At 67.5% G+C, this 23928-nt stretch carries 19 protein-coding genes; 12 read left to right on the top strand and 7 right to left on the bottom strand.

All coding sequences use genetic code 11. From position 1 onward, the window contains the following. Nucleotides 1-4: 4 nt before the first annotated feature. The gene (locus NL241_RS27130) at nt 5-1624 is read right to left on the bottom strand and encodes a hypothetical protein (RefSeq protein WP_494395541.1); all 1620 of its coding nucleotides are present in this window, start codon (nt 1622-1624) and stop codon (nt 5-7) included. 227 nt (nt 1625-1851) lie between these two features. Between NL241_RS27130 and NL241_RS27125 the strand changes: the two genes are divergently transcribed. Continuing rightward, on the top strand, nt 1852-4440 hold the full coding sequence (locus NL241_RS27125; protein ID WP_494395540.1) for a bifunctional FO biosynthesis protein CofGH: 2589 nt from the start codon (nt 1852-1854) through the stop codon (nt 4438-4440). 206 nt (nt 4441-4646) lie between these two features. Next, nucleotides 4647-5195, top strand: a complete 549-nt coding sequence (locus NL241_RS27120; protein ID WP_487697036.1) for a YceI family protein — start codon at nt 4647-4649, stop codon at nt 5193-5195. A gap of 100 nt (nt 5196-5295) precedes the next feature. Here NL241_RS27120 and NL241_RS27115 read toward each other — a convergent pair whose 3' ends face one another. Then, a complete protein-coding gene (locus tag NL241_RS27115) occupies nt 5296-7308 on the bottom strand; it encodes an FAD-dependent oxidoreductase (protein WP_494398397.1) in 2013 nt (670 codons plus the stop codon). Between the two features lie 338 nt (nt 7309-7646). Between NL241_RS27115 and fdxA the strand changes: the two genes are divergently transcribed. Continuing rightward, on the top strand, nt 7647-7970 hold the full coding sequence (gene fdxA / locus NL241_RS27110) for a ferredoxin (RefSeq protein ID WP_487697038.1): 324 nt from the start codon (nt 7647-7649) through the stop codon (nt 7968-7970). A gap of 8 nt (nt 7971-7978) precedes the next feature. Further along, a complete protein-coding gene (gene dapC, locus NL241_RS27105) occupies nt 7979-9085 on the top strand; it encodes a succinyldiaminopimelate transaminase (RefSeq protein WP_494395539.1) in 1107 nt (368 codons plus the stop codon). A 10-nt stretch (nt 9086-9095) separates the two neighbouring features. Here dapC and NL241_RS27100 read toward each other — a convergent pair whose 3' ends face one another. Beyond that, nucleotides 9096-10694 carry a PucR family transcriptional regulator gene (locus tag NL241_RS27100; protein WP_494395538.1) on the bottom strand — a complete coding sequence of 533 codons (1599 nt, stop codon included), beginning with the start codon at nt 10692-10694 and terminating at the stop codon, nt 9096-9098. Between the two features lie 82 nt (nt 10695-10776). Here NL241_RS27100 and pruA point away from each other — a divergent pair, with 82 nt between their 5' ends. Continuing rightward, the gene (gene pruA, locus NL241_RS27095) at nt 10777-12405 is read left to right on the top strand and encodes an L-glutamate gamma-semialdehyde dehydrogenase (RefSeq protein WP_487697041.1); all 1629 of its coding nucleotides are present in this window, start codon (nt 10777-10779) and stop codon (nt 12403-12405) included. Nucleotides 12406-12408: 3 nt separating this feature from the next. Next, complete coding sequence (locus tag NL241_RS27090; protein WP_494395537.1) at nt 12409-13374, top strand: proline dehydrogenase family protein; 966 nt, start codon at nt 12409-12411, stop codon at nt 13372-13374. Between the two features lie 97 nt (nt 13375-13471). Here NL241_RS27090 and NL241_RS27085 read toward each other — a convergent pair whose 3' ends face one another. Then, the gene (locus NL241_RS27085; RefSeq protein ID WP_487697138.1) at nt 13472-13945 is read right to left on the bottom strand and encodes an Rv2253 family sensor-like surface protein; all 474 of its coding nucleotides are present in this window, start codon (nt 13943-13945) and stop codon (nt 13472-13474) included. Nucleotides 13946-14524: 579 nt separating this feature from the next. Here NL241_RS27085 and NL241_RS27080 point away from each other — a divergent pair. The 5 genes from NL241_RS27080 to NL241_RS27060 are packed head-to-tail and all read left to right on the top strand — an operon-like array spanning nt 14525 to nt 20096. Continuing rightward, complete coding sequence (locus NL241_RS27080; protein ID WP_487697044.1) at nt 14525-15904, top strand: GntP family permease; 1380 nt, start codon at nt 14525-14527, stop codon at nt 15902-15904. Nucleotides 15905-15929: 25 nt separating this feature from the next. Beyond that, nucleotides 15930-17129 carry a CaiB/BaiF CoA transferase family protein gene (locus tag NL241_RS27075; RefSeq protein WP_494395536.1) on the top strand — a complete coding sequence of 400 codons (1200 nt, stop codon included), beginning with the start codon at nt 15930-15932 and terminating at the stop codon, nt 17127-17129. Then, a complete protein-coding gene (locus tag NL241_RS27070; RefSeq protein WP_494395535.1) occupies nt 17126-18055 on the top strand; it encodes a hydroxymethylglutaryl-CoA lyase-like TIM-barrel protein in 930 nt (309 codons plus the stop codon). The genes NL241_RS27075 and NL241_RS27070 overlap by 4 nt, the downstream gene beginning before the upstream one ends. Continuing rightward, nucleotides 18055-19047: a 2-hydroxyacid dehydrogenase gene (locus NL241_RS27065; RefSeq protein WP_494395534.1), complete on the top strand. Its 993-nt coding sequence runs from the start codon at nt 18055-18057 to the stop codon at nt 19045-19047. Before NL241_RS27070 ends, NL241_RS27065 begins: the two co-directional genes overlap by 1 nt. Then, entirely contained in the window at nt 19044-20096 is a 1053-nt protein-coding gene (locus NL241_RS27060) for a glycerate kinase family protein (RefSeq protein ID WP_494395533.1), read from the top strand. The genes NL241_RS27065 and NL241_RS27060 overlap by 4 nt, the downstream gene beginning before the upstream one ends. Here the strand turns inward: NL241_RS27060 and NL241_RS27055 are convergent. Together NL241_RS27055 and NL241_RS27050 are read right to left on the bottom strand one after the other, a co-directional pair. Beyond that, on the bottom strand, nt 19984-20769 hold the full coding sequence (locus NL241_RS27055) for an IclR family transcriptional regulator (protein WP_487697053.1): 786 nt from the start codon (nt 20767-20769) through the stop codon (nt 19984-19986). The two genes, NL241_RS27060 and NL241_RS27055, sit on opposite strands and share 113 nt — an antisense overlap. A gap of 9 nt (nt 20770-20778) precedes the next feature. Continuing rightward, the gene (locus tag NL241_RS27050) at nt 20779-22434 is read right to left on the bottom strand and encodes a nucleobase:cation symporter-2 family protein (protein ID WP_487697055.1); all 1656 of its coding nucleotides are present in this window, start codon (nt 22432-22434) and stop codon (nt 20779-20781) included. An 86-nt stretch (nt 22435-22520) separates the two neighbouring features. On the opposite strand from NL241_RS27050, the gene NL241_RS27045 reads away from it, so the two are divergent. Next, entirely contained in the window at nt 22521-23357 is an 837-nt protein-coding gene (locus tag NL241_RS27045) for an oxidoreductase (protein ID WP_494395532.1), read from the top strand. On the opposite strand, the gene NL241_RS27040 is transcribed toward NL241_RS27045, so the two are convergent. Beyond that, nucleotides 23354-23899 carry an NUDIX domain-containing protein gene (locus tag NL241_RS27040; protein WP_487697058.1) on the bottom strand — a complete coding sequence of 182 codons (546 nt, stop codon included), beginning with the start codon at nt 23897-23899 and terminating at the stop codon, nt 23354-23356. The genes NL241_RS27045 and NL241_RS27040 overlap by 4 nt on opposite strands. Nucleotides 23900-23928: the final 29 nt, after the last annotated feature.

The raw sequence follows: 23928 nt of genomic DNA, 5'->3' as shown, positions 1-23928 counted from the left end.
CGGCTCAGTCCGTGCTGTCGGCCGAGCCGCTCGTGTCCTTGCTGGTGTCCGAATCAGCGGACGTGGCCGAGTCGTCGTCCCCGGAGGTCTCGGATGCCGGTTCGTCGGTCTTGTCGGTCTTGTCGGTGGCGCCAGCGTCGGTCTTGTCCCTCCCGGACGTGTAGCTGCTGGCGCGATCCCGCTTGCCGACCCGCGGCGCATCCTCGGCGTCCCCGTCGTCGGCGGCCTGCGTCTCGTCCGGTTCGGTGGTTTCGGGCTCTGTCGTTTCGGGCTCTGTCGTCTCGGGGCTCTCCGGCTCCGTCGTCTCCGGCTCGGTGGTCTCCGGCTCGGCGTCGGTGACCTCGTCCGTGGTGTCCGCAACGACGGTCTCGACCTCGTCGCTGGCGGCCGAATCAGTGCGCAGGGGAACCGAACCGAGCTGACCGGACGGCACCAGGCCCGCCAGCGGGCCGAGGACGTCGCGCAGCGCCTCGGGAACGGTGAACCGGATCTCGTCGGGCGGGCCCTGCGGCAGGTCCACCCGCGGACTGGTGGTGTGCGGAACCCAGACACCGGTGAGGTACTGCACCTGATCGAGGGTGAAGTTCTTGACGGCGTCGAAGGCCGCGCCGCCGTGGGTCTGCACCGAGAGCAGCGCCGTGTAGAAGGCGTCCTCCAGGGCGGGGGCCAGGCCGTCCTGCACCGTGTTGGCCACCAGATCGTTGGCGATGTCGATCAGGTCGTTGGCGAATTCGGCGAGTGTGTTGCCCCCGGTGTGGATCAGGCCCCAGACCTCGTTGAGTTGGAAGTCGGCCACCCCCACCAGCGGCAGCCAGGAGAATCCGCCGAGCACATTGCTGACGAACCCCACCCCGCCGTCGACCACCCCTGACGGTGGGTACCAGAGATTGACCAGGCTGTGCGCCAGGCCCGCGGCCACATCGGACACCGCGGTGACGGGGCCGCCGATCAGGCCGGGCAGCAGCGCCTGCGCGGCGACATCCGTGGGCGCGGCCAGGCTCGCCTCCACGGCGGTGGGGAACGGCGGCCACGGCGGGATCGGGGGCAGGGGCGGCAGCCAACCGAGGAAGTAGTCGATGACGAGGTTGATCTCGTTGATGCCCGCATTGAGCAGTGACGCCACCGCGGTGTAGGCGACCGCACTGAGTCCGTCGGCCCACACCGCGAGGTTCAGCGGATCGTTGAGCACCGGGTCCACCAGGTCGTAGACGATGCTGTCGGTGAAGTCGATGAACGGGGGATAGAGCGCGTAGATCTGATCGGAGATGTAACCGCCGAACGGAATCCAGCCCAGCGCCCACGGGGCGAGTTCCAGAGCAAAGTAGTCGGTCCACTCGAGGATGCCCTCGTACACCCAGTCGACGAAGTCCGAGGCGGCGTTCTGCACTGCCACGTCCCCGACGGCCAGGGGCATGTCGAGTTCGTCGGCGATGGCGTTGATCTCGGTCAGTGCCGACGCCACATCTGTCGGGGTCAGCGGTGCCACAGCGGCCGTGAGCTGCACCGGCGCCGAAATCTGGGGCACCGGTTGTTCCGGGACGGGCCGCACCGGCGCGACGGCGATAGAGCTCACAGCCAGGGTGCTCACCCCGGCGATGAGCATCGAACGAAGTGACACACGCATAACCGCTCCCCAGGTGACAGGCTCCAACCAGCGAAGAACTTACGTGGGCGAAAGGCGCTGTGCAGTGCTTTCAGTGCTGATGCGCGTGTCGCCGGCGGTTGACACACGTCCCAGCCGGCCGGTTCCGGGGGCTTTCCGGGGGCTATTGTGGCGGTCGTGGCTGGTGCCCCCGTTCCAGATAGTGAGACGCCAAGGATGAACTGCGATCGCATCGCGGTTACAGAGGAGTGGCTCTGAACCAGCAACACGGCACTTTCCTGCCGAGTCCGGCCTTTCCCACCCGTGAGTCCGAGGCTGCGAGGCCCAGTTCAGCGGCGATGCGCCGGGTGCTGCGGCGGGCTCGCGACGGTGTGGCTCTCAATGTCGACGAGGCCGCGATCGCGCTGACGGCCCGGGGTGAGGACCTCGCCGATCTCTGTGCGTCCGCGGCCCGCGTCCGGGATGCCGGCCTGGAATCCGAGGGCCGTCGCGGCGCTGCGGGGCGGCTGCCGGTCAGTTATTCGCGCAAGGTCTTCATTCCCGTCACGCATCTGTGCCGCGACACCTGTCATTACTGCACCTTCGTGACGGTCCCGGGCCGGCTGCGCGCCCAGGGTAAAGGGATGTATCTCGAACCCGACGAGATCCTCGACATCGCCCGCCGCGGCGCGGAGTTGGGATGCAAGGAAGCGCTGTTCACTCTCGGTGACCGGCCGGAGGCGCGCTGGCCCGAGGCTGCGCAATGGCTCGACGAGCGCGGGTATGACTCCACGCTGGACTACGTGCGGGCCATGGCCATCCGGGTGCTCGAAGAAACGGGACTGTTGCCGCACCTCAACCCGGGTGTCATGAGCTGGGCCGAATTGTCGCGCCTCAAGCCGGTGGCGCCGTCGATGGGCATGATGCTCGAGACCACCTCGCGGCGGCTGTTCGAGACCAAGGGTGAAGCGCACTATGGCTCGCCGGACAAAGACCCCGAGGTCAGGCTACGCACCCTGACCGATGCCGGGCGGCTGTCGGTCCCGTTCACCACCGGCCTGCTGGTCGGTATCGGCGAGACGCTCGAGGAGCGTGCTGAGACCATCCATGCGATTCGCAAGTCGCACAAGGAGTTCGGGCACATCCAAGAAGTGATCGTGCAGAACTTCCGGGCCAAGGACCACACCGCTATGGCTTCGACGCCGGATGCGGGTCTCGACGATTTCCTGGCCACCATCGCCGTCACCCGACTGGTGCTGGGACCGAAGATGCGGGTGCAGGCGCCACCGAATCTGGTGTCGCGGGATGAATGCCTGGCGCTGCTGGGCGCCGGGGTCGACGACTGGGGTGGAGTGTCACCCCTGACACCGGATCACGTGAATCCCGAACGGCCGTGGCCGGCCCTCGACGACCTGGCTCAGGTGACCGCCGAAGCGGGCTATGACCTGGTGCAGCGGCTGACGGCCCAGCCGCGCTACGTGCAGGCCGGTGCGGCGTGGATCGACCCGCGGGTGCGCACCCATGTCAATGCCCTGGCCGATCCGGAGACCGGGTGGGCGCGCGAGGTCAACCCCGTGGGGCTGCCGTGGCAGGAACCCGACGAGGCCACCGAATCCCTGGGCCGGGTGGATCTGCACACCGCTATCGACGCGCAAGGCCGGCTCACCGAGACCCGCTCGGACCTCGACAGTGCCTTCGGTGATTGGGAGTCCATTCGCGACAAGGTGTCCGAGCTGGCGGCGCGGGCACCCGAACGCATCGACACCGACGTGCTCGCGGCGCTGCGCTCGGCCGAACGCGACCCCGCCGGCTGCTCCGATGACGAGTACCTGGCGCTGGCCACCGCCGACGGTCCTGCGTTGGAAGCGGTGACCGCCCTGGCCAATTCGCTGCGCAAGGACGTCGTGGGTGATGACGTCACGTTCGTGGTGAATCGCAACATCAACTTCACCAACATCTGCTACACCGGCTGCCGGTTCTGCGCGTTCGCGCAACGCAAGGGCGACGCCGACGCCTTCTCGCTGTCGACGTCCGAGGTCGCCGACCGGGCGTGGGAGGCCCACGTCGCCGGCGCCACCGAAGTCTGCATGCAAGGCGGTATCGACCCCGAGCTGCCCGTCACCGGGTACGCCGATCTGGTGCGGGCGGTCAAGGCGCGGGTGCCGTCGATGCACGTGCATGCGTTCTCACCGATGGAGATCGCCAACGGTGTGACGCGGGCCGGGTCGTCGATCCGGGATTGGCTGACGCAGTTGCGTGAAGCCGGGCTGGACTCGATTCCGGGTACCGCCGCTGAGATCCTCGACGACGAGGTGCGCTGGGTGCTCACCAAGGGCAAGCTGCCGACGTCGATGTGGATCGACGTGGTGACCACCGCGCATCAGGTGGGGCTCAAGTCGTCGTCGACGATGATGTACGGCCACGTCGACACCCCGCGGCACTGGGTGGGGCATCTGAACATCCTGCGCAAGATCCAGGATGAGACCGGTGGGTTCACCGAGTTCGTGCCGTTGCCGTTCGTGCACCAGAGCTCTCCGCTGTATCTGGCCGGTGCCGCCCGCCCGGGTCCGACGCACCGGGACAACCGTGCTGTGCACGCGCTGGCCCGGATCATGTTGCACGGCAGGATCCCGTCGATCCAGACCAGCTGGGTCAAGCTCGGCGTCGAGCGCACGCAGGTGATGCTCAACGGCGGTGCCAACGATCTGGGCGGCACGTTGATGGAGGAGACCATCTCGCGGATGGCGGGCTCGGAGAACGGGTCGGCCAAGTCGGTGGAAGAACTCGTCGCCATCGCCGCGGGCATCGGCCGCCCGGCCCGCCAACGCACCACCACCTACGCCGAACGCGCCGCCTGATCACTCACTCCTGCCGAGCGAGCGTGTCTGCCCGCGACACGCCGGCGGTTTCCGTACAAAAGCGTGCGTTCGCGCTCTGCTGAGACCAGTGAGCCGGCCTGTGGCTTGAAAGTGGACCATAGTCCGGAATAGATTCGGACCTGGGTCCGGTTGGACTCGACGAGGGCGCCGGACGGACCGACACCCACCTGCCGAAGGAGAACCACATGACCACCGCAGCAGCCACCGGCCTGACCGCCGGAACCTGGGCCATCGACCCGGTGCACTCGTCCATCAGCTTTTCCGTCCGCCACCTCGTGGTCAGCAAGGTCCGCGGCACCTTCGGTGCGTTCAGCGGTGCCATCACCATCGCCGAGGACGGCACCCCCGCAGTGACCGCCGAAATCGACGTCGACTCGCTGCACACCGGCAACGAGCAGCGCGAAGCCCACCTCAAGTCCGCCGATTTCTTCGATGTCGAGAAGTTCCCCACCGCCAGCTTCCGGTCCACCGGCGTACAGGCCAAGGGCGACGACTACGTACTCGACGGCGAGTTCACGCTCAAGGGCATCACCAAGCCGATCAGCCTGGCACTCGAGTTCAACGGCGTGAACCCCGGGATGGGCCACGGCGAGGTGGCCGGCTTCGAGGCCTCAGTGGTGTTGAACCGCAAGGAGTTCGGCATCGACATCGACATGCCGCTGGAGACCGGCGGTGCCGTCGTCGGTGACAAGGTGACCGTCACCCTCGAGATCGAGGCCCTCAAGCAAGCCTGATCCACGCGAGATCCCCTCGGCGAGCGCGCGTGTTGGTACAGAAATGCCCGGCGTTTCGCGTACAAACACGCGCGCTCGCGGGGGAGTGTTTGGTCTGGGGTCAGAGGCGGGCGGCGAGTTCGGTGCCCTGGCGGATGGCCCGCTTGGCGTCGAGCTCGGCCGCCATCGACGCACCCCCGATGACATGCGGGGTTATTCCGTTGGCGCGCAAGGCCTCGTCGAGGTCACGCACCGACTCCTGGCCGGCACACACCACCACATTGTCGACGGCGAGCAGCCGGGACTGCCCCCCGATCCTGATGTGTAGGCCGGCGTCGTCGATGCGCTCATAGCTCACTCCGGAAATCTGCTCCACGCCTTTGGCTTTCAGTGAGGCGCGGTGAACCCAGCCGCTGGTCTTGCCCAGCCGCTTGCCTTGAGAACCCTTGGTGCGCTGCAGCAGATACACCTGGCGGACCGCCGGAGCGGGCAGTGGCGGTACCAACGCCCCGCGGCCGTCCTGGGGATCGCCGGCGCCCCATTCAGCTTTCCATTCCTTGAGGTTCAAGGTGGGGGACTGGTCCGTCGTCAGCAATTCGCTGACGTCGAAACCGATTCCGCCCGCGCCGATCACCGCGACACGGTTGCCGATCGGCCGCACACCGTGGATGGCCTCGGGGTAGGTGAGCACCATCGGGTGATCGATACCCGGGATGTCCGGAAGCCGTGGCGCCACACCGGTGGCCAGCACCACCTCATCGAATCCCGACAGGTCCCCGGCCGTGACCCGGGTGCTCAACCGCGTGGTGACGCCGTGCTTGTCGAGCATGGTCGAGTAGTAGCGAATCGTCTGGTCGAACTCCTCTTTGCCGGGAATGCGCCGGGCCAGGTCGAACTGGCCGCCCAGGAACTCGTTGGCGTCGAACAACGTCACCCGGTGCCCACGTTGTGCGGCGGCCACCGCCGTGGCCAGCCCGGCGGGTCCGGCGCCCACCACAGCGATCGAGCGGGCGCGCTGCGTCGGCCCCAATGTCAGTTCGGTTTCGTGCCCGGCGCGCGGATTCACCAGGCAGGACACCGTTTTGTGCACAAAGGCGTGATCCAGGCAGGCCTGATTGCACGCGATGCAGGTGTTGATCTCATCGGCGGCACCGGCGATCGCTTTGTTCACCCAGTCCGGGTCCGACAGCAGCGGCCGGGCCATCGAGATCAGGGCGACGTCGGTGTCGACCAGGATCTGTTCGGCGGCCTCGGGCATGTTGATGCGGTTCGACGCCATCACCGGGATGCTCACGTGCGCGGCCACCGAATGGGTGATGTCGACGAACGCATTGTTGGGCACCGAGGTGACGATGGTGGGCACTCGCGCCTCGTGCCAGCCGATTCCGGTGTTGATGATCGTCGCACCCGCCGACTCGACTTCGGTTGCCAGCGCGACGATCTCATCCCAGCTCTGGCCGTCCTCCACATAATCGGCCATGGACATGCGGTAGCACAGGATGAAATCCGGCCCGACGGCTGCGCGGGTGCGCCGCACGATCTCCACCGGGAAGCGGCGCCGGTTCCGCGGTGTACCGCCCCAGGCGTCGGTGCGCTTGTTGGTGCGCGGAGCCAGGAACTGGTTGAGCAGGTAGCCCTCACTGCCCATGATCTCCACCCCGTCATACCCGGCCGCCCGGGCCAGCAGTGCACACCGGACGAAATCGTCGATGGTGCCGTCGACGTCGCGCAGCGCGCGCGGGCGGAACGGATTGATCGGGGCCTTGATCGAGGAGGCGCTGACCGAGAACGGGTGGTAGGCATAACGTCCCGCGTGCAGCACCTGCAGCAGGATCTTGGCGCCGGCATCGTGCACGGCCGCGGTGATCGTCTGGTGCCTGCGGGCTTCCGCCGAGGACACCAGTTGCGCGGCGAAGGGCAACAGCCAGCCGGTGCGGTTCGGCGCGTACCCGCCCGTGATGATCAGGCCGACGCCGCCGCGGGCGCGTTCGGCGAAGTAGGCGGCCAGCCGGTCGGTATCACGAGCGCGATCCTCCAGGCCGGTGTGCATGGAGCCCATCACCACGCGGTTGCGCAACGTGGTGAAGCCGAGATCCAACGGGGACAACAACGTGGGGTACGGATGCACGTCAATCTCCCGGTGCCGCGTCGCTCAAGCGGCGGGCCGGCTCGTGACTCGACCCGGCCTGCTCACTGGAAAAGATGTGGTTGACAGCCACCAGCGCAGGCTATGCGGTACCGCCGGTCCCATGCAATGAGTTGCCGTGCCGTGCGGTCGGGAATGTCGGTTGCGCAACTTGTATATGCAACGTCTAGTATCAGTAAACGCGTGTCTCGTCCATCGGGGCACGCAAGTTAGGGCACACTGGCACAGATGTCCGGTTTCAGCCTCCGGATACTGGTCAGACCCACCTAGAACGAGAACGACAGCAGCCCGCCCAGTAACCACTGACAGGAGCACGAGGAGCCCCCGTGACATACGTGATCGCTCAACCCTGCGTCGACGTCAAAGACAAGGCGTGCATCGAGGAATGCCCGGTCGACTGCATCTACGAGGGCGCACGCATGCTGTACATCCACCCCGACGAATGCGTGGACTGCGGCGCTTGTGAGCCCGTTTGCCCCGTCGAAGCCATTTTCTACGAAGACGATGTGCCCGACGAGTGGAGCAGCTACGCACAGTCGAACGCCGACTTCTTCGACGAACTCGGCTCCCCGGGTGGCGCGTCGAAGGTCGGGCAGACCGACAACGATCCCGCGGCGATCAAAGAATTGCCGCCCCAGAGCGAGGGCTGAGCGACGGCATGACCCGACGGAGGGTGTCGGCGTCGCTGCCGGTCTTCCCCTGGGACACGCTGGCCGATGTCACGGCGAAAGCCCGCTCGCACGCGGGCGGCATCGTCGATCTGTCGGTCGGTACGCCGGTCGATCCGGTGGCGCCGGTGATCCGGGAGGCGCTGGCTGCGGCCGGCTCGTCGCCCGGCTATCCGACCACCGCGGGAACGCCCGCGTTGCGGACCTCTGCGGTCAATGCGCTGCAACGTCGGTACGGCATCACAGGTCTGGCCGAGAGCGCGGTACTGCCGGTGATCGGCACCAAGGAGCTGATCGCGTGGTTGCCGACGCTGCTCGGGCTGGGTGCCGGCGATCTGGTGGTGGTGCCGGAGCTGGCGTATCCCACCTATGACGTGGGCGCACGGCTGGCGGGTGCCTCGGTGCTGGCCGCCGACTCGCTGACCCAGATCGGCCCGCAGTCGCCGGCGCTGGTGTTCCTGAACTCGCCCAGCAATCCGACCGGGCGGGTGCTCGGTGTCGACCACCTGCGCAAAGTGGTCGGCTGGGCCAGGGAGCGCGGCGTCATCGTCGCCTCCGACGAGTGCTACCTCGGGCTCGCGTGGGACGCCGAACCGGCATCGGTACTGCATCCCGACGTCTGCGAGGGTGACCACACCGGCCTCCTGGCCATCCACTCGCTGTCGAAGACGTCGTCGCTGGCCGGATACCGCGCGGGTTTCGTGACCGGTGATCCGGCTCTGGTGTCCGAATTGCTCGCCGTGCGCAAACACGCCGGGATGATGATGCCGACGCCGGTGCAGTCGGCGATGGTGGCCGCGCTCGACGACGACGCGCACGAGAAGGAACAGCGCGAGCGGTACGCGCAGCGGCGGGACACCTTGTTACCCGCGGTCCGCGCCGCCGGCTTCACCGTCGACCACTCCGAAGCCGGCCTGTATCTGTGGGCCACCCGCGACGAGCCGTGCCGTGACACGGTGGCCTGGTTCGCCGAGCGTGGCATCCTCGTCGCGCCCGGGGAGTTCTACGGCGCGCGCGGCTCTCGCCACGTGCGCATCGCGCTGACCGCCACCGACGAACGCATCGCCGCCGCCGCGCAACGGCTCACCGACCGGTGACCCGGACCGCCTAGGTTCGCGGCGCCGACGCCAGCGCCCGCAGGCTCAGTGAGAGCACAAGGCGCACATCGGGATCCGACAGTGACGTGGTGAGCACGTCCTCGATGCGCCGTACCCGGTAGCGCACCGTATTGGGGTGGACGTGCAGCGTGCGCGCTGCCGCCGCGACGTCGCCGAAACTGTCCAGGTAGGCCCCCAGGGTTTCGGCCAGCGCCGGGTCGCTGTCCCGCAGCAGCTGCACCCGCGGATCGATCAGATGGTCGTTGCCGGTCAGGAAGGTCACCATCTCGTCGAGCAGCACCGTGGTGCGTGCCTCGGCCAGTGAGGTGACGGTACCCAGCATCCCGGGATGGCGTTTGGCACTGTCGAGCACCCGGTCCACCTCGACTCGGGCGGCAGCCACCGCCGTCAGCCCCGGCACCGGCGCGGCGATGACCGACCACAACTGCAGTCCGAGTTCGTTGTGCAGCGCGGTGATGGTGCCACGGATCCACGAGGTCACCGACGCGATCCGCGTGGTGCTGGGAAACAGCACGTACACCCGCGAGCCGTGTGCCGCCACCTGCGCGTCGGCGCGAAAAGCGCTGGCGCTCAACGCCAGGACGTCGGCAAGCCGGGGCGTCGCGGCAGCGGTGTCAAACCCGATCAGGGCCGCACGGCGGTCCTCGACGATGCCGAGTTCGCGGGCCAGCGCGCCGAGCTGGGCGGAGTCCATCTCGGTGTCGCGCAAACCCAGCAGTTCCTGCACCTGCACGGTGTGCGTCGACGGCGCGGCCGCCAGCCGCGCCATGACACGGGCGGCCAGCACCGCCGCCCCCCGCAATATCTGCTCGGCATCCTCGGCGAGCGGACGTGTTCCCTGCTGTACCCAGATGGTCCCGGCGAATTGCGGGGCGCGGCGGCTGTCGGCGTTCGGTTGCCGGATGCCGACGGCCAGCCGCGGACGCAACCCGAGTTCGGGCCGTTCGGCTACCCGCACCACCTCGTCGCTGGAGCGCAGCGCATCGAAGATGCCCCACTGGCCGATCCATTCCAGGTGTTCCGGGGGCCCGGCTCGACCGAGGATGGACAGTCGACGGAGTTCGTCGGCCTCGTCGTTGGACGCCGAATACGCCAGCACGTGCGAAGTCTGGTCTTCGATGCTGACCATGCCATGGGTGCGGTCGGCGATGGACTGCGCCAGCCCGAACAGATCGGTGCCGGAATCGTGTAACGGGTCGGTGTGATCACCGTGGTGGTCGAACACGTGGTTGACCAAGCGGTACAACCGTTCCCAGCGGGCTCGGGGGTCGACGGCGACGACGGCGGTCCCAGCGCTGACGGCGGCCGCCACCAACGCCTCCGACGGCTCCTTGGCGAACACCGCGATGGGCGGCCGGTCGGCGATCTGGCGCTGCAACCAGCCCGCGGCGTCGTCATCGCTGAGGCCCAGTAGCAGGAACACATCGGCAGAACCGGCAGCGCGGGCCAGGCCGAGCCGTACGTCGTCGGTGTCGATCAGCGCCGCCGACGCCACCGTGGTGTCCAGGCCGCGGGGCGCCTCCACCAGGCTGACCATCGTCGCGTCGAGCGCCAACAGCAGCTGACCGAGGCTCAGGCCCAACTTCATTTGGCTGATCGTACTACCGCGTTGAAGTGTCTTTGTCGGATCGGCTAAGAGCCTGCGGGTGTCGCCGCGGGACCCTTTATCCATGGACGCCATCACCGCTGTGCCGCCGCCGACCAACGAACCGATCCACGATTACGCACCGCGATCCGCCGAGCGCGGGCGCCTCACCACGGCCCTGGCCGACCTGTCCGCGCAACCGCGCGACCTGCCGCACGTCATCGGCGGCCGCCATCAGATGGGCGACGGCCAGCGCATCGACGTCGTGCAACCCCACCGCCACCGCTCGGTGCTCGGCACGCTGACCAACGGCGGGCACGCCGAGGCGACGGCCGCGGTCGAGGCGGCAATCGAGGCGAAAGCCGCCTGGGCCGACACCCCGTTCGACGAGCGCGCCGCGGTGTTCCTGCGCGCAGCGGATCTGCTGTCGGGGCCGTGGCGCGAGAAGATCGCCGCCGCCACCATGTTGGGGCAGTCCAAGACCGCCTATCAGGCCGAGATCGACGCGCCCTGCGAGCTCATCGATTTCTGGCGCTTCAACGTGGCGTTCGCCCGCCAGATCCTGCAACAGCAGCCCGTCAGCGGCCCGGGGGTGTGGAACCGCACCGACTACCGGCCGCTGGAAGGCTTCGTCTACGCCATCACCCCCTTCAACTTCACCGCCATCGCCGGCAACCTCCCGACCGCCCCGGCGTTGATGGGCAACACGGTGGTGTGGAAACCGTCCATCACCCAGACCCTGTCGGCGTACCTGACCATGCAGTTGCTCGAAGCCGCCGGACTGCCTCCCGGCGTGATCAACCTCGTCACCGGCGACGGCTACGCGGTGTCGGAGGTGGTGCTGTCCGACCCCCGGTTGGCCGGCATCCATTTCACCGGGTCCACCCCCACGTTCCAGCATCTGTGGCGCGAGGTGGGCGCCAACATCGACCGGTACCACACCTATCCGAGGCTGGTCGGTGAGACCGGTGGCAAGGATTTTGTGGTGGCTCATGCCAGCGCTCAACCAGATGTGTTGCGCACCGCCCTGATTCGTGGCGCATTCGACTACCAGGGGCAGAAATGCTCGGCCGCCTCCCGTGCGTTCGTGCCGAGATCGGTTTGGCAGAAGATGGGTGACGAGTTCCTGGGCGCCACCGAGGCGCTGACCTACGGTGACGTGACCGACCTGTCCAACTACGGCGGTGCGCTGATCGACGACCGGGCGTTCGCCAAGAACGTCAAGGCCATCGAGCGGGCGAAGGGTGCTCCGGGGGTGACGATCGCCGCCGGAGGTGAATACGACGACACCGAAGGCTATTTCGTGCGTCCCACCGTGCTGCTGTCCGACGACCCGACCGACGAGGCGTTCTCGGCCGAGTACTTCGGCCCCATCCTGGCTGTCCACGTGTACGCCGACGACAAGTACGCCGACATTCTCGACGTGGTGGATCGCGGCTCGAAGTACGGGCTGACCGGCGCGGTGGTGGCCGACGACCGGGCCGCGGTGTTGACCGCCGAGCAGCGATTGCGTTATGCCGCAGGCAACTTCTACGTCAACGACAAGCCGACCGGGGCGGTGGTGGGGCAGCAGCCGTTCGGAGGCTCCCGCGCTTCCGGCACCAACGACAAGGCCGGGTCCTCGTTGAACCTGCTGCGCTGGACCTCCGCCCGATCCATCAAGGAGACGTTCGTGGCGCCCACGCACCACACCTACCCCCACATGGAGGGCTGACCGATGTCCGAACTGTTCACCCGGGTGGCCCGGCCCGCCATCCTCGCCGCGGCGAAGTCCGAGGGCTTACGCCGCACGGCCGAGCGGGTGCCGGCGACCCGGCGCGTGGTGCAGCGGTTTGTGCCGGGGGAGACCACCGCCGAGGCGCTGGATTCTGTTGCCGTGCTGCGGGATTCGGATCGCTTTGTCACCATCGACTACCTCGGCGAGGACGTCACCGACTCCGAGGCCGCCGACGCCACCGTCGCGGCCTACCTGCACCTGCTCGACGGGTTGGGTGGCCGCGGGGACGCCTCGACAGACCCGAAACCCCTGGAGGTGTCGCTGAAGCTGTCGGCACTCGGCCAGGCGCTGCCCCGCGACGGCGCCAAGATCGCCCTGGAGAATGCGCACACCATCTGCGCCAGGGCGCGCGAGGTCGGGGCCTGGGTGACCGTGGACGCCGAGGATCACACCACCACAGATTCCACCCTGGACATCGTGCGGGACCTCCGTGTCGAATTCGACTGGCTGGGCACGGTTCTGCAGGCATACCTGCGCCGCACCCGCGCCGACTGCGCGGAATTCGCCGCATCCGGCGCACGGATCCGGCTGTGCAAGGGCGCCTACGACGAACCCGCGTCGGTGGCGTTCCGTGACCCCGATGACGTCACCGATTCCTATCTGACATGCCTGCAGATCCTGATGCAGGGCCGTGGCTACCCGATGGTGGCCTCGCATGATCCGGAGATCATCCGGCGCGTACCGGGTCTGGTACGTGAATCCGGGCGCGGCGTAACCGATTTCGAGTACCAGATGTTGTACGGCATCCGCGACGCCGAACAGCGACGCCTGGTGGGTGAAGGCAACCACGTCCGCGTCTACGTCCCGTTCGGCACAGAATGGTACGGGTACTTCGTGCGCCGTCTCGCCGAACGCCCGGCGAACCTGACGTTCTTCCTGCGGGCGCTGGCCGAGCGACGTCGGTAGCCCACGGAGTCGCGACCGTGAGGTGGTAACTCCAGGTTCGGCAAGCGGTCGCGTGCTGCGCTGGTGGCACGGCACATCCGGAGCTGACGGGTCTTCCTCAGGCCGGGTAGGCCGCCACCGGCATGATGACGTTGCCGCGGCAGGCTCCGCCGAGGATATCGGTGTGCCAGGTTCCCTGCAGGGAGCCATCCGGCTGTGGGGTGTAGAAGACCCAGGACTGGGCGGGGCTGAACAGGCGCGGCGCATTCTCGCCGTGATAGCACTCCCACTGCCAGTCGTAGGTGAACGACCACTTCGTGCCGTCCCACAGGTAGCGCTGCGGTTGCGGGATCGTCGGATTGCTCGGGGCGGGGCCGTCGACGGCGGTGGCGACACAGCGCGACGAGCACTGTGTGAGGAAGGTGTACTGGGCACTGAAATCCGGCTCCGACTGCCGCGCCGCGGCGCTGGTGCCCGCCTTCTGCGAGGCGTAGGTGACCACCGTGTACCGGCCCGACCAGTTCTGTCCTGCGGCGTGGGCGCTGACCACCGATCCGCACATGCCGACCACGATTGCCAGCACCGCGAACATCACCCGCCGGCGAGTGCGCAGACGACGGACGGCCATGTTTCTTGCGCCCTTCCTCTGCGAAAATCTGTTTGCTCGAACCTCACCGTAATGCGCGGATCTGACAAGTTGTGCCCTCGAATCGACGCCGGCGTCAGTCGTTATGGAGTCGATGCAGGACGGTGTCCGACACGTTGTCGCCGCGGGGAACCCCGGCTCGTTCTCGGCGACGACCACGGGGTGGCCCAGCCCAGTTGGTCGATATCGTGCGGTAGCAGCGTGATACCTGGTGCAACGCAGGGCTTTTCGGGGTTGTCCTGCTCACCGTCGCCCTCGGCGCTGACACCCAAGAGCCCTTTCGCGGGGCGCTGCTGTTTGAGACTGCGGTGACGCCGTCTTTTCGGCCGAATGCGGGCGTGAGCGCAGTCTCAACCCCGGGGAGCGGGGCGCTGCGTTGGCGCAAACCCGTGTCGACGTCTCTTGCTTATATTGTGGGTGTGTGCTCATATTGTAAGCGTGACGTGGTTCGCGTCACACCCCGAGTACCGTGAAGCGGGGATCATGCATCCGCACCGACGCGGTGCGAATTGATGGAGAAAGCGCATGTCAGACATCGCGATCATGATCAACACCGCCGTGGCCATCCTGGCCGTGGTGGTGCTGATCGTCAGGTTCAAGTTCAACCCCGTGGTCTCGCTGGTCCTCGGATCGCTGTACCTCGGACTGTCCACCAAGCTGGGCATCGAGAAGACCATCGAAGCCGTCACCGGCGGTTTCGGCGAGATCATGGCCGAGGTGGGCCTGCTGATCGCCTTCGGTGTCCTGATGGGCGCGATGCTGCAGGAGATGGGCGCCATTCAACGGCTGGTCGGCACCCTGCTGCGGTGGTTCGGCCCCAAACGCATGCCGTACGCGATGTCACTGACCATCGCCACCTTCCTGCAGTCGATCTTCCTGGACGTGCTGCTGGTGATGTCGGCTCCGCTGGCGCGTGACCTCGCCAAGAAGATCGGCAAGAACGGCACCGCCCGGATGGCGACCGCAATGGCGATCGGCTTGGAGTGCGGCATCGTCCTGACCGTTCCCGGCGTGGCGGCGCTGGCGCTGGCCGGCGTGCTCGGTGTCCCGCTGGGCAAGATGCTGCTGTTCGGTGTGGCCCTGGTGATCCCGACGGTGGCCATCTCGGTGGCCATCATGTCGTTCCTGTTCAACCGGGGCTGGTGGGATCCGGAGAAGGACGAGCAGGAATTCCTGGGCGGCGAGCCGGCACCCGAGGACAGCCCTGAGCCCGGCACAGGCGGTGGCGTCGCCGTGGCCACCAAATCCCGGGTGCGGGCCCACACGCCGTTGCTCGTGCTGCTCGGGCCGCTGCTGGTCTCGCTGATCCTGATCGCCACCGGAGCGATCCTCGACGTCGCCGGCGTGCACACACCGGTCATCACCTTCCTCTCACAGCCGGTGGTCGCGCTGCTGCTGGGGCTGATCGGCACCAGCTTGATCGGCCGGTTCGCGTTCGGCGCGCAGCACGTCGAACGGGCCATCGCCACCGGCTTCAAGGAGAGCGGACAGATCCTCATCCTCACGGGTGTGGGCGGTTCCCTGGCCGCGACCATCAAAGCCACCGGCTTGGGCGACATCCTGGGCCAGTACTTCACCGCCAGTCACGCGGCGCCGCTGCTGATGGTGTGGGCCGTCGCCGCGGTGCTGCACATCGCCGTGGGCTCGGTGACCATCTCGGCCATCACCGCGGCGGGGATCCTGGCCCCGGTGGCGCCGATCCTGGGTATCGACCCGGTGATGCTCGCACTGGCTGCCGGCGCCGGTTCGCTGTTCGCCGTGCACGTCACGAGTAACACCTTCTGGCTGCTGCAGTCGCTGCTCGGCCAGACCTCCCGGGGCACCTTGAAGACCTGCACCGTGGGTGTCTCGGTGGCCTCGGTGGTGGCAATCCTGCTCATCCTGCCGATGAGCGCCCTGATCTGACCGATATCGACACCGGAGAAAACTGATGAGTCACAGCGCAATTCGCCCGCTCGAGGGTGTGCGCGTCCTCGAACTCGGCAACTACATCGCCGCCCCCACAGCGGGCCGGATGCTCGCCGACTTCGGCGCCGAAGTCATCAAGGTGGAGCGGCCCGAGACCGGCGACGAACTCCGCAACTGGCGGCTGTACGCCGGCACCACCTCCATGCTGTTCCGCACCATCAACCGGAACAAGAAGTCGATCGTGCTCGACCTGAAGACCGAACGCGGCCGCGAACTGGTCCTCGAACTCGTCGCGCACTGCGACGTGCTGTTGGAGAACTTCCGGCCCGGCACCCTCGAGAAGTGGGGCCTGGGCCCGGACGTGCTCAACGAGGCCAACCCCGAACTGGTGATCACCCGCATCTCCGCGTTCGGGCAGACCGGGCCGCTGTCGGCCCGGCCGGGTTTCGCCGCGGTGGCCGAAGCCGTCGGCGGGCTGCGGGAACTCGTCGGCGACCCCGACCGCCCGCCGGTGCGGGTGGGGGTGTCGATCGGCGATTCGATCGCCGGCATCCACGCCGCGTTCGGCACGGTCATGGCACTGTTCCAGCGTGAGGTCAACCGGTCCGGAACCCCGGTTCCGCTGCAGCAGCGCATCATCGACGTCGCGCTCAACGAGTCGATTCTGTCGGTGATGGAGTCGCTGGTGCCGGACTACCTGGCCTACGGTGTCAAGCGCGAACGTGTGGGCGGGCGGATGGAGGGTATCGCCCCCACCAACGCCTATCCCTGTAATGACGGGTCCAGCATCATCATCGCCGGCAACGGCGACGCCATCTTCGGCCGTTACATGCAGCTGATCGGACGGCCGGACCTCGGAGCCGATCCCGATCTGCAGACCAACGCCGGACGGTGGTTGCGCCGTGACGAACTCGACGGTGCGATCGCTGAATGGACCATGCGGCACAGCCGCGACGAAGCGCTGAGCCTGCTGGACGAGGCCGGGGTTCCGTCGGGGCCGATCTACACTGCGGCCGACATCTGCGCCGACGAACAGTACGCCGCCCGGAACATGATCCAGGACTTCGACGTCGACACCGGCGGGGAACGGCCGGCGTCGGTGGGCTTCCCCGGCATCGTCCCGGTGATCGGCGGCGCCTCGCTGCCCATCCGCACCGTCGGACCCGATCTCGGTGAACACACCGACGATGTGCTCGCAGAACTGTTGGGAGTCAACCGATGAACTATTCGTACCAACCGCACGCGGTCCTGCGCGACGTCACCCTGCGGGACGGACTGCAACTCACCGGCAAGCTGCTGTCCACCGGGCGCAAACTCGAGATCGCCAGGCAACTGCTGGCTCTTGGGGTGCCGGAACTCGAGATCGGCTCGATGGCCCGCGGTGACCTGGTGCCGCCGATGGCCAACACGCTCGAGGTGATCAGTGAGCTGACGGCCGAGGAACTCCAGCGGTGCTGGGTGTGGGTGGCCACCCCGCGCCACATCGAGAAGGCAGCCGCGGCCGGTGCCAGGAAGTTCCAGTACTGCCTGTCGGCCTCCGATGCCCACAACCGGGCCAACATCGGGCGTACCACCGAGGCGAGCCTGGCGGCATTCCCTGACGCCGAACGCATCTCGAAAGACGTGGGCGGCACCATCGAACTGTGCATCGCCACCGCCTTGACCTGTCCCTTCGAAGGCGAGGTGCCGGTAGAACGGGTGATCGCGATCGCCGATGATCCCCGCACCGAGGGCGCTGCCGACCTGGTGCTGTGCGACACCCTCGGTCAAGCCGTGCCCGTCCAGGTGGCCCGGCTGTTCGATGCGGCCCGCACGCGTACCCCGAAGCGCCGCTTGGTGTTTCATGGCCACGACACCTGGGGACTGGGGGTGGCCAACACCCTGGCGGCCATCGGTGCCGGAGCGGAGATGGTCGACGGCTCACTGGGCGGTCTCGGTGGCTGCCCGTTCGCGCCGGGCGCCAGCGGCAACACCTCCACCGAGGACCTGCTGTTCGCCACTCAACCGTCGTGGTTCACCCCCGACACCCTGGAGTCCATGGTCGGCCTCACCGACAAGATGCTGGCCGAACTGGGAGAGCCCAACCGGTCCAAGACCGCCCAGGGCGCGCGCTCCGAAGCACACGCCTTCCCCTGGGTGATCACCTGATGCCCACCGATTTCCTGGTCACCACCGCGTTGCCCGAGCCGGGGATGACGCTGCTGGAACAAGCCGGCAGCGTCGTCGTCCCCGGCACGCGACTCGACAACGACGAGCTCGCCGCGGCATGTCAGTCAGGTGAGTTCCGGGTGGTGGTGGCGCAACTGGGCGATATCTTCGACAAGCCGCTGCTGGACCACGCCGATATCGTGGGTATCAGCAATTTCGCGGTGGGCGTCAACAACATCGACATCGCGGCCGCCACCCGCCGGTCCATCATGGTGGGCAACACCCCCGGTGTTCTCACCGATGCCACCGCCGACATCGCGATCCTGCTGCTGCTGGCCGTGGCCCGAAGGTGTGTGGAGGCTGATCAGTTCTTGCGCGCCGGCAAGTTCACCGGCTGGCAACCCGAGCTGCTGCTGGGTTCCGATATCAGTGGAAAGGTCTTGGGGCTGGCGGGTTTCGGCCGGATCGCCCGGGCCACCGCGCGCCGCGCGATGGCGTTCGGCATGCAGGTGGCGTTCTGCCCCCGCCCGCCCGGCGACCGGCCCGTCACCGATGACGAGCTGGGTGAGTTCGCCGGCCGGGTGCGTCACCTCAGTTGGCCGGAGTTGGTGCAGACCAGTGATTTCCTCTCGCTGCACGTGCCTTTGACCCATCAGACCCGTCATCTGGTGAACGCCGACGTGCTGAGCCGGATGAAACCGTCGGCCATCCTCATCAACACCGCTCGAGGCCCGGTGGTCGACGAGCACGCCCTGGTGCGGGCCCTCGACGCCGGCCAGATCGCCGGCGCGGGGCTCGATGTGTACGAGGCGGAACCGCATCTGGCACCAGGACTGGCGGAACTGTCCAACACCGTGCTGCTGCCGCATGTCGGCAGTGCCACCGTCGCGGTGCGCGCGGAGATGGCCCGGCTGTGTGCCGGTAATGCGGTGGCGATGGCTCGCGGCGAGATCCCACCTCACCCCGTCAACCCGGAGGCCTGGAACCGGTGACGGTCCTGATCGCCCCTGACAGCTTCAAGGGGACCTACAGCGCCGCCGAGGTGGCAAGGGCCATCGCGGACGGTGTGGAATCCGCTGGTGGCCAGGCGATCACGATGCCTGTTGCCGACGGCGGCGAAGGAACACTCGACTGTCTGCGCCAGCCGCTCGGCTTGGCCGTGGTCACCGCCGAGTGCCGCAACCCGTGGGGTGCTCCGATGACCGGGCGTTATGGGCTCTCGGAGAGTGCGGCGCTGATCGAACTCGCCGAGGCAAGCGGAATCACCACCGCGCACAGAGGGTTCCGCGACCCCGTCACCGCCGACACCTACGGCACCGGCATGCTGATCGCCGACGCGGTGCGGCGCGGGGCCCACCACATCATCGTGGCCGCCGGGGGATCCGCCACCACCGACGGTGGCCTGGGTGCGGTCACCGCGTTACACGACGCCGGCGTCGTCCCCGCGAGGGTGAGCGTGCTGACCGACGTCACAACGGTGTTCAATGACGCCGCACGAATTTTCGGGCCGCAGAAGGGCGCCGACCCTGCGCTCGTCCACCAGCTCACCCAGCGGCTGGTCGGATTGGCCGCCGGCTATTCTCGGGATCCCAACGATGTTCCCGGCAGTGGTGCCGCCGGTGGATTCGCCGGCGGTATGTGGGCGCAGCACGCCGCCCAGATCGTTCCGGGCGCCGACTTCGTGCTCGACCACTGCGGGTTCGACGAAGCAGTTCGCGGCGCGACGGCCATCGTCGTGGGCGAAGGCCGCCTGGATTCGCAAACCCTTGTAGGCAAGATCATCTCGGCGATCCTGCGGCGTCGGGGCGACTGCCCGGTGTACGCGGTGGTGGGGTCCGTCGGCGACTACGAGGGGGAGGATTTCCAGAGTGTGATGGTGGCCTCGGACGCCGCGGCGATGACGCGCGCGGGCACCGAGATCGCCGGTCTCACGCGACGATTCGACCGCCGATGGTCCGGGTCACCTGCTCGGCATACCCCACCAGCAGATCGACCCATTCCTCACATTTCTGCCGGGGCAGACGCAGAGTGGGACCGCTGATCATCAACGCGCCCACCACTTCACCGGAGGCGTCGAACACGGGCGCCGACAGCCCGGAAGCCGAGTCTTCGCGTTCACCGGTACTGATGGCGTATCCGTCGGCCTTGGCCCGGGCGATCAGCTCACGCAACTCGGTGGCATCGGTGACCGTGCCGTCGGTCATCGGTTCCAGGGGACCGGACAGGATCTTCTCGGCCAGCACCGGATTCCACGCCAGCAGGACACGGCCGGCCGACCCGGCGTGCAACGGGATGATCTTGCCGACGTGCATCTCCCGACGCAGGGCATGGTGTGTCTCGGCGATGGCCACACACACCCGGTAGGTCTGCTCCACCCGGAAGAAACACGCCGTTTCGCCGGTGATGTCACGCATTTCGGTCAGTACCGGTTTGAGGATCGTCAGGATGTCGAGATCTTTCATGGCCGAGGCCGCCCAGTACGCCATCCGGGTGCCGACGCGCACCTGATCACCGGCCCGGTCCAGGAACCCCTGCGCCGCCATGTTGGTGACCAGCCGTTGCACCGTCGACGTGGGCAGCCCGGTGGCCTGTTGCAGCTCACCCAGAGTCATCGACGGTTTCGCCAATGAGAAGGCGTCGAGGATCTCGGTGATCTTGCCGAGGACCAGCAACGGCTTCTGTTTGCCCGAAGCCCCCTCGGTGTCGAGTGACATGGCGCCATGTTACTCGCGGCTGCGTCTGGAGAACCGGCCCTCGGTCACGTCGTCCCACTTCTGGTAGACGGTGGCGACCTGCGGGTTGCCCTGCCGGCGAATCCATTCGCAGGTCTGCAGGTCCGTCGATGGATTGGTGACGATGATGGTGTGCAGTTCGGGCCGCTGCTCGGCCAGCGTCCGCAGCCGTTCCGGTGGGGTCGAGGGATCTGCGGCGCGCAGCGCGTCCAGCGGGTCGGGCAGCGCTCCACGCGGAGCGTCGAACGCGGCCAGATCCGAATCCTTTTCGGGCTCATCGCTTTTCCTGCTCAACAGCAGATTCAGCACGATCGCGGTGATGGCACCGGCCGAGATACCCGAGTGGAAGATGGTCTGGAACCAGTCGGGGAACTTCGCGTACAGGTCCAATGCCACGTTGACCGGCGCGTCCCCCAATGAGCGGTTGGTGTAGTACAGCTTGGCTTCCGTGAGCATCGCGACACCGATGGAGATGGCCACCACCAGGATGTTGGTGTTGTCGAACTTCACCTTCGTCAGCGTGCGGATGCCGCTGGCGGCCACCATGCCGAACAGAGCCACCCCAGCGCCGCCGAGCACCGGAAGCGGGATGCCTTCGACGACGGCCGCCATCTTCGGCAGCAATCCGAGCAGCACCAGGATCAGCCCGGCGACGGTGGCGACGTGGCGGGTCCGCACGCCGGTGATGGCCACCAGCCCCACGTTCTGCGCGAACGCCGTGTAGGGGAAGGTGTTGAACACGCCGCCCAGCATGGTTCCCAACCCGTCGGCGCGCAGCCCGTCGGCCAGCCGTTGCGGGGTGATCTTCTCGTCGACGATCTCGCCCACGGCCACGATGTCGCCGGTGGTCTCGGTCATGATCACGATCGCCACGATCAGCAGCGCGATGATGGAGCTGACCTGGAACGTCGGCAAGCCGAACTGGAACGGCGTCACGAATCCGATCCAGTTGTACTCACCCATGTGGCTCCAGTCGGTCATGCCCAGCGGCACTGCGACCACGGTGCCGATGATCAGCCCCAGCAGAATCGACACCCGGCGCAGGTTTTCCGGGGCGAACCGTTCGATGGCGATGATGACCGCCAGTGTGAAGAAGCCCATGCCGATCGCGGCGGGATCACCGAAGTCCGGCCCGGTACCGCCGCCGAACCAGCCGGCGGCCACCCGCATCAGCGACACGCCGATGATCAGGATGATGGTGCCCGTCACCAACGGTGGGAAGAACCGGATCAACCGGCCGAACACCGGCGCCAGCACGATCATGAACAGCCCGCAGGCGATCACCGACCCGTAGATCGCCGTCACCCCGTGGTTGGCGCCGATGGTGATCATGGGGCCCACCGCGGCGAACGTCACGCCCTGCATCAGCGGCAACCGCACCCCGAACCGCCAGAACCCGACCGCCTGGATGATGGTCGCGATGCCGGCGACGAACAGGTCGGCCATGATCAGGTGCACGATGTCGGACTGCTGCAGCTGACCGGCGCTGACCATCGCGCCACCCACGATCAGGGGCACCGCCACCGCACCGGCGTACATCGCCAGCACGTGCTGTACCGCCAACGGCAGCAGGCGCTTGAGCGGGGGGATGTCGTCGACCGGCCGCGGCGCGGGCCGGCCCTGGGTGACAATTCTGGCCAGGGTCATCGGCCAATCTTTGGGGCACCGCGTTTCGCGGTGTTCTCGCTGCGGTGACCGCAGCATTACGGGGGCCGCGGGGGTAAGGAGGAGTCATGACCGACGACGCACGCATCTGGCTCATCACCGGTGCCAATTCCGGCTTCGGACGCGCTCTGGCCGAAGCTGCGCTGGGCGCCGGTGGCACCGTGGTTGCGGCCGCCCGCCGTCCCGAGACGCTCGACGATCTGGTGGCGCGCGCACCACAGCAAGTGCGGCCACTGCGCCTCGACCTCACCGACCAGGCGCGGATCGCCGAAGCTGTCGACGAGGTGTTGCAGCAGCACGGCCGGGTCGACGTACTGGTCAACAATGCCGGCCGCGGCGCGATCGGCGCCGCCGAGGAGACCACGGACGCCGAACTGCGCGCCTTGATGGATCTGCACTTCTTCGGGCCGGCGGCGCTCACCAGGGCGGTGCTGCCGCAGATGCGTGAGCGCGGCAGCGGGGCGATCGTCCAGATGAGCAGTATGGGCGGGCGGTTCACCTTCCCCGGTGTCGGCGCCTACTCGGCCACCAAGTTCGCGCTGGAGGGCTGGTCGGAAGCGCTGGCCAAAGAGGTCGACCGGTTCGGTATCCGGGTCATCATCGTCGAGCCGGGCGCGTTCCGGACGTCGTTCAACGGACCGGGCGCACTGCTGATGTCCCGACCCCTCGCGGCCTACGACGAGCTGATCGCGCCGTTGCGCACCGGGTTTCCCGAGGACGACGGGAAACAGCCGGGTGATCCGGCCAAAGCCGCCCAGGCGATCCTGCAGGCGGTGACCGCTCAGACGCCTCCGTTGCGGCTGGTCTTGGGCGAGGACGCGGTCGACGGGATCTACGGGGCGCTCAGTGCCCAGATCGAGGAACTGGACGCCTGGGCCCCGGTGGGCAGGGCAACCGGCTTCTAGCCCACGGCGCGTTCGTGCAGCAACAACAGCGTCCACGCGGCCAGTGACTGGGCATCGGTGATCTCACCGGACCGGATCATCGCCTCGACCTGCTCGCGGCCGAACCACGCGCTGCGCAGGTCCTGCTCCTCGTGTTCGAGATCCGGTTCACCCTCGCGCAGCCCCGTCGCCAGGAAGACCCGGCCGCGCTGGCTGCTCATCCCGGGGGCGACGTCGAGCAGTCCGAGCGGGGTCATGGTGTCGGCGCGCAGGCCTGTTTCCTCCCGCAGCTCACGGGCCGCCAGCTCCGCCGGTTCCAACTCCGCCATGCCGGGAGCGGTGCCCTGCGGGAACTCCCAACGCCGCAGGCCGAGGGGATACCGGTACTGCTCCACCAGGCGGTATTGATCGTCCTTGGTCGCGATCACCAGGGCATACGTCGGCTTGTCCACGACGCCGTAGATGCCGTCTGAGCCGTCGGGGCGGCGAATACTGTCTTCCCGCAACGTCATCCACGGATTCCGGTACACCTCGCGGGACCCTGTCCGCTGGATGTGATTCATCCGGCCATTATCGCGGGGTAGCGTCACCT

The sequence above is a fragment of the Mycolicibacterium sp. SMGY-1XX genome, assembly GCF_059132455.1.
This window is presented reverse-complemented; position numbering and strand designations above follow the sequence as displayed.

Coding starts and splice junctions, on each gene's coding strand:
- NL241_RS27040 (WP_487697058.1), bottom strand. CDS start 23,899: ATGAATCACATCCAGCGGACAGGGTCCCGCGAGGTGTACCGGAATCCG.
- NL241_RS27090 (WP_494395537.1), top strand. CDS start 12,409: ATGTCCGAACTGTTCACCCGGGTGGCCCGGCCCGCCATCCTCGCCGCG.
- NL241_RS27050 (WP_487697055.1), bottom strand. CDS start 22,434: ATGACCCTGGCCAGAATTGTCACCCAGGGCCGGCCCGCGCCGCGGCCG.
- dapC (WP_494395539.1), top strand. CDS start 7,979: ATGACCCGACGGAGGGTGTCGGCGTCGCTGCCGGTCTTCCCCTGGGAC.
- NL241_RS27100 (WP_494395538.1), bottom strand. CDS start 10,694: ATGAAGTTGGGCCTGAGCCTCGGTCAGCTGCTGTTGGCGCTCGACGCG.
- NL241_RS27075 (WP_494395536.1), top strand. CDS start 15,930: ATGAGTCACAGCGCAATTCGCCCGCTCGAGGGTGTGCGCGTCCTCGAA.
- NL241_RS27055 (WP_487697053.1), bottom strand. CDS start 20,769: ATGTCACTCGACACCGAGGGGGCTTCGGGCAAACAGAAGCCGTTGCTG.
- NL241_RS27070 (WP_494395535.1), top strand. CDS start 17,126: ATGAACTATTCGTACCAACCGCACGCGGTCCTGCGCGACGTCACCCTG.
- NL241_RS27085 (WP_487697138.1), bottom strand. CDS start 13,945: ATGTTCGCGGTGCTGGCAATCGTGGTCGGCATGTGCGGATCGGTGGTC.
- pruA (WP_487697041.1), top strand. CDS start 10,777: ATGGACGCCATCACCGCTGTGCCGCCGCCGACCAACGAACCGATCCAC.
- NL241_RS27065 (WP_494395534.1), top strand. CDS start 18,055: ATGCCCACCGATTTCCTGGTCACCACCGCGTTGCCCGAGCCGGGGATG.
- NL241_RS27120 (WP_487697036.1), top strand. CDS start 4,647: ATGACCACCGCAGCAGCCACCGGCCTGACCGCCGGAACCTGGGCCATC.
- NL241_RS27080 (WP_487697044.1), top strand. CDS start 14,525: ATGTCAGACATCGCGATCATGATCAACACCGCCGTGGCCATCCTGGCC.
- NL241_RS27130 (WP_494395541.1), bottom strand. CDS start 1,624: ATGCGTGTGTCACTTCGTTCGATGCTCATCGCCGGGGTGAGCACCCTG.
- NL241_RS27045 (WP_494395532.1), top strand. CDS start 22,521: ATGACCGACGACGCACGCATCTGGCTCATCACCGGTGCCAATTCCGGC.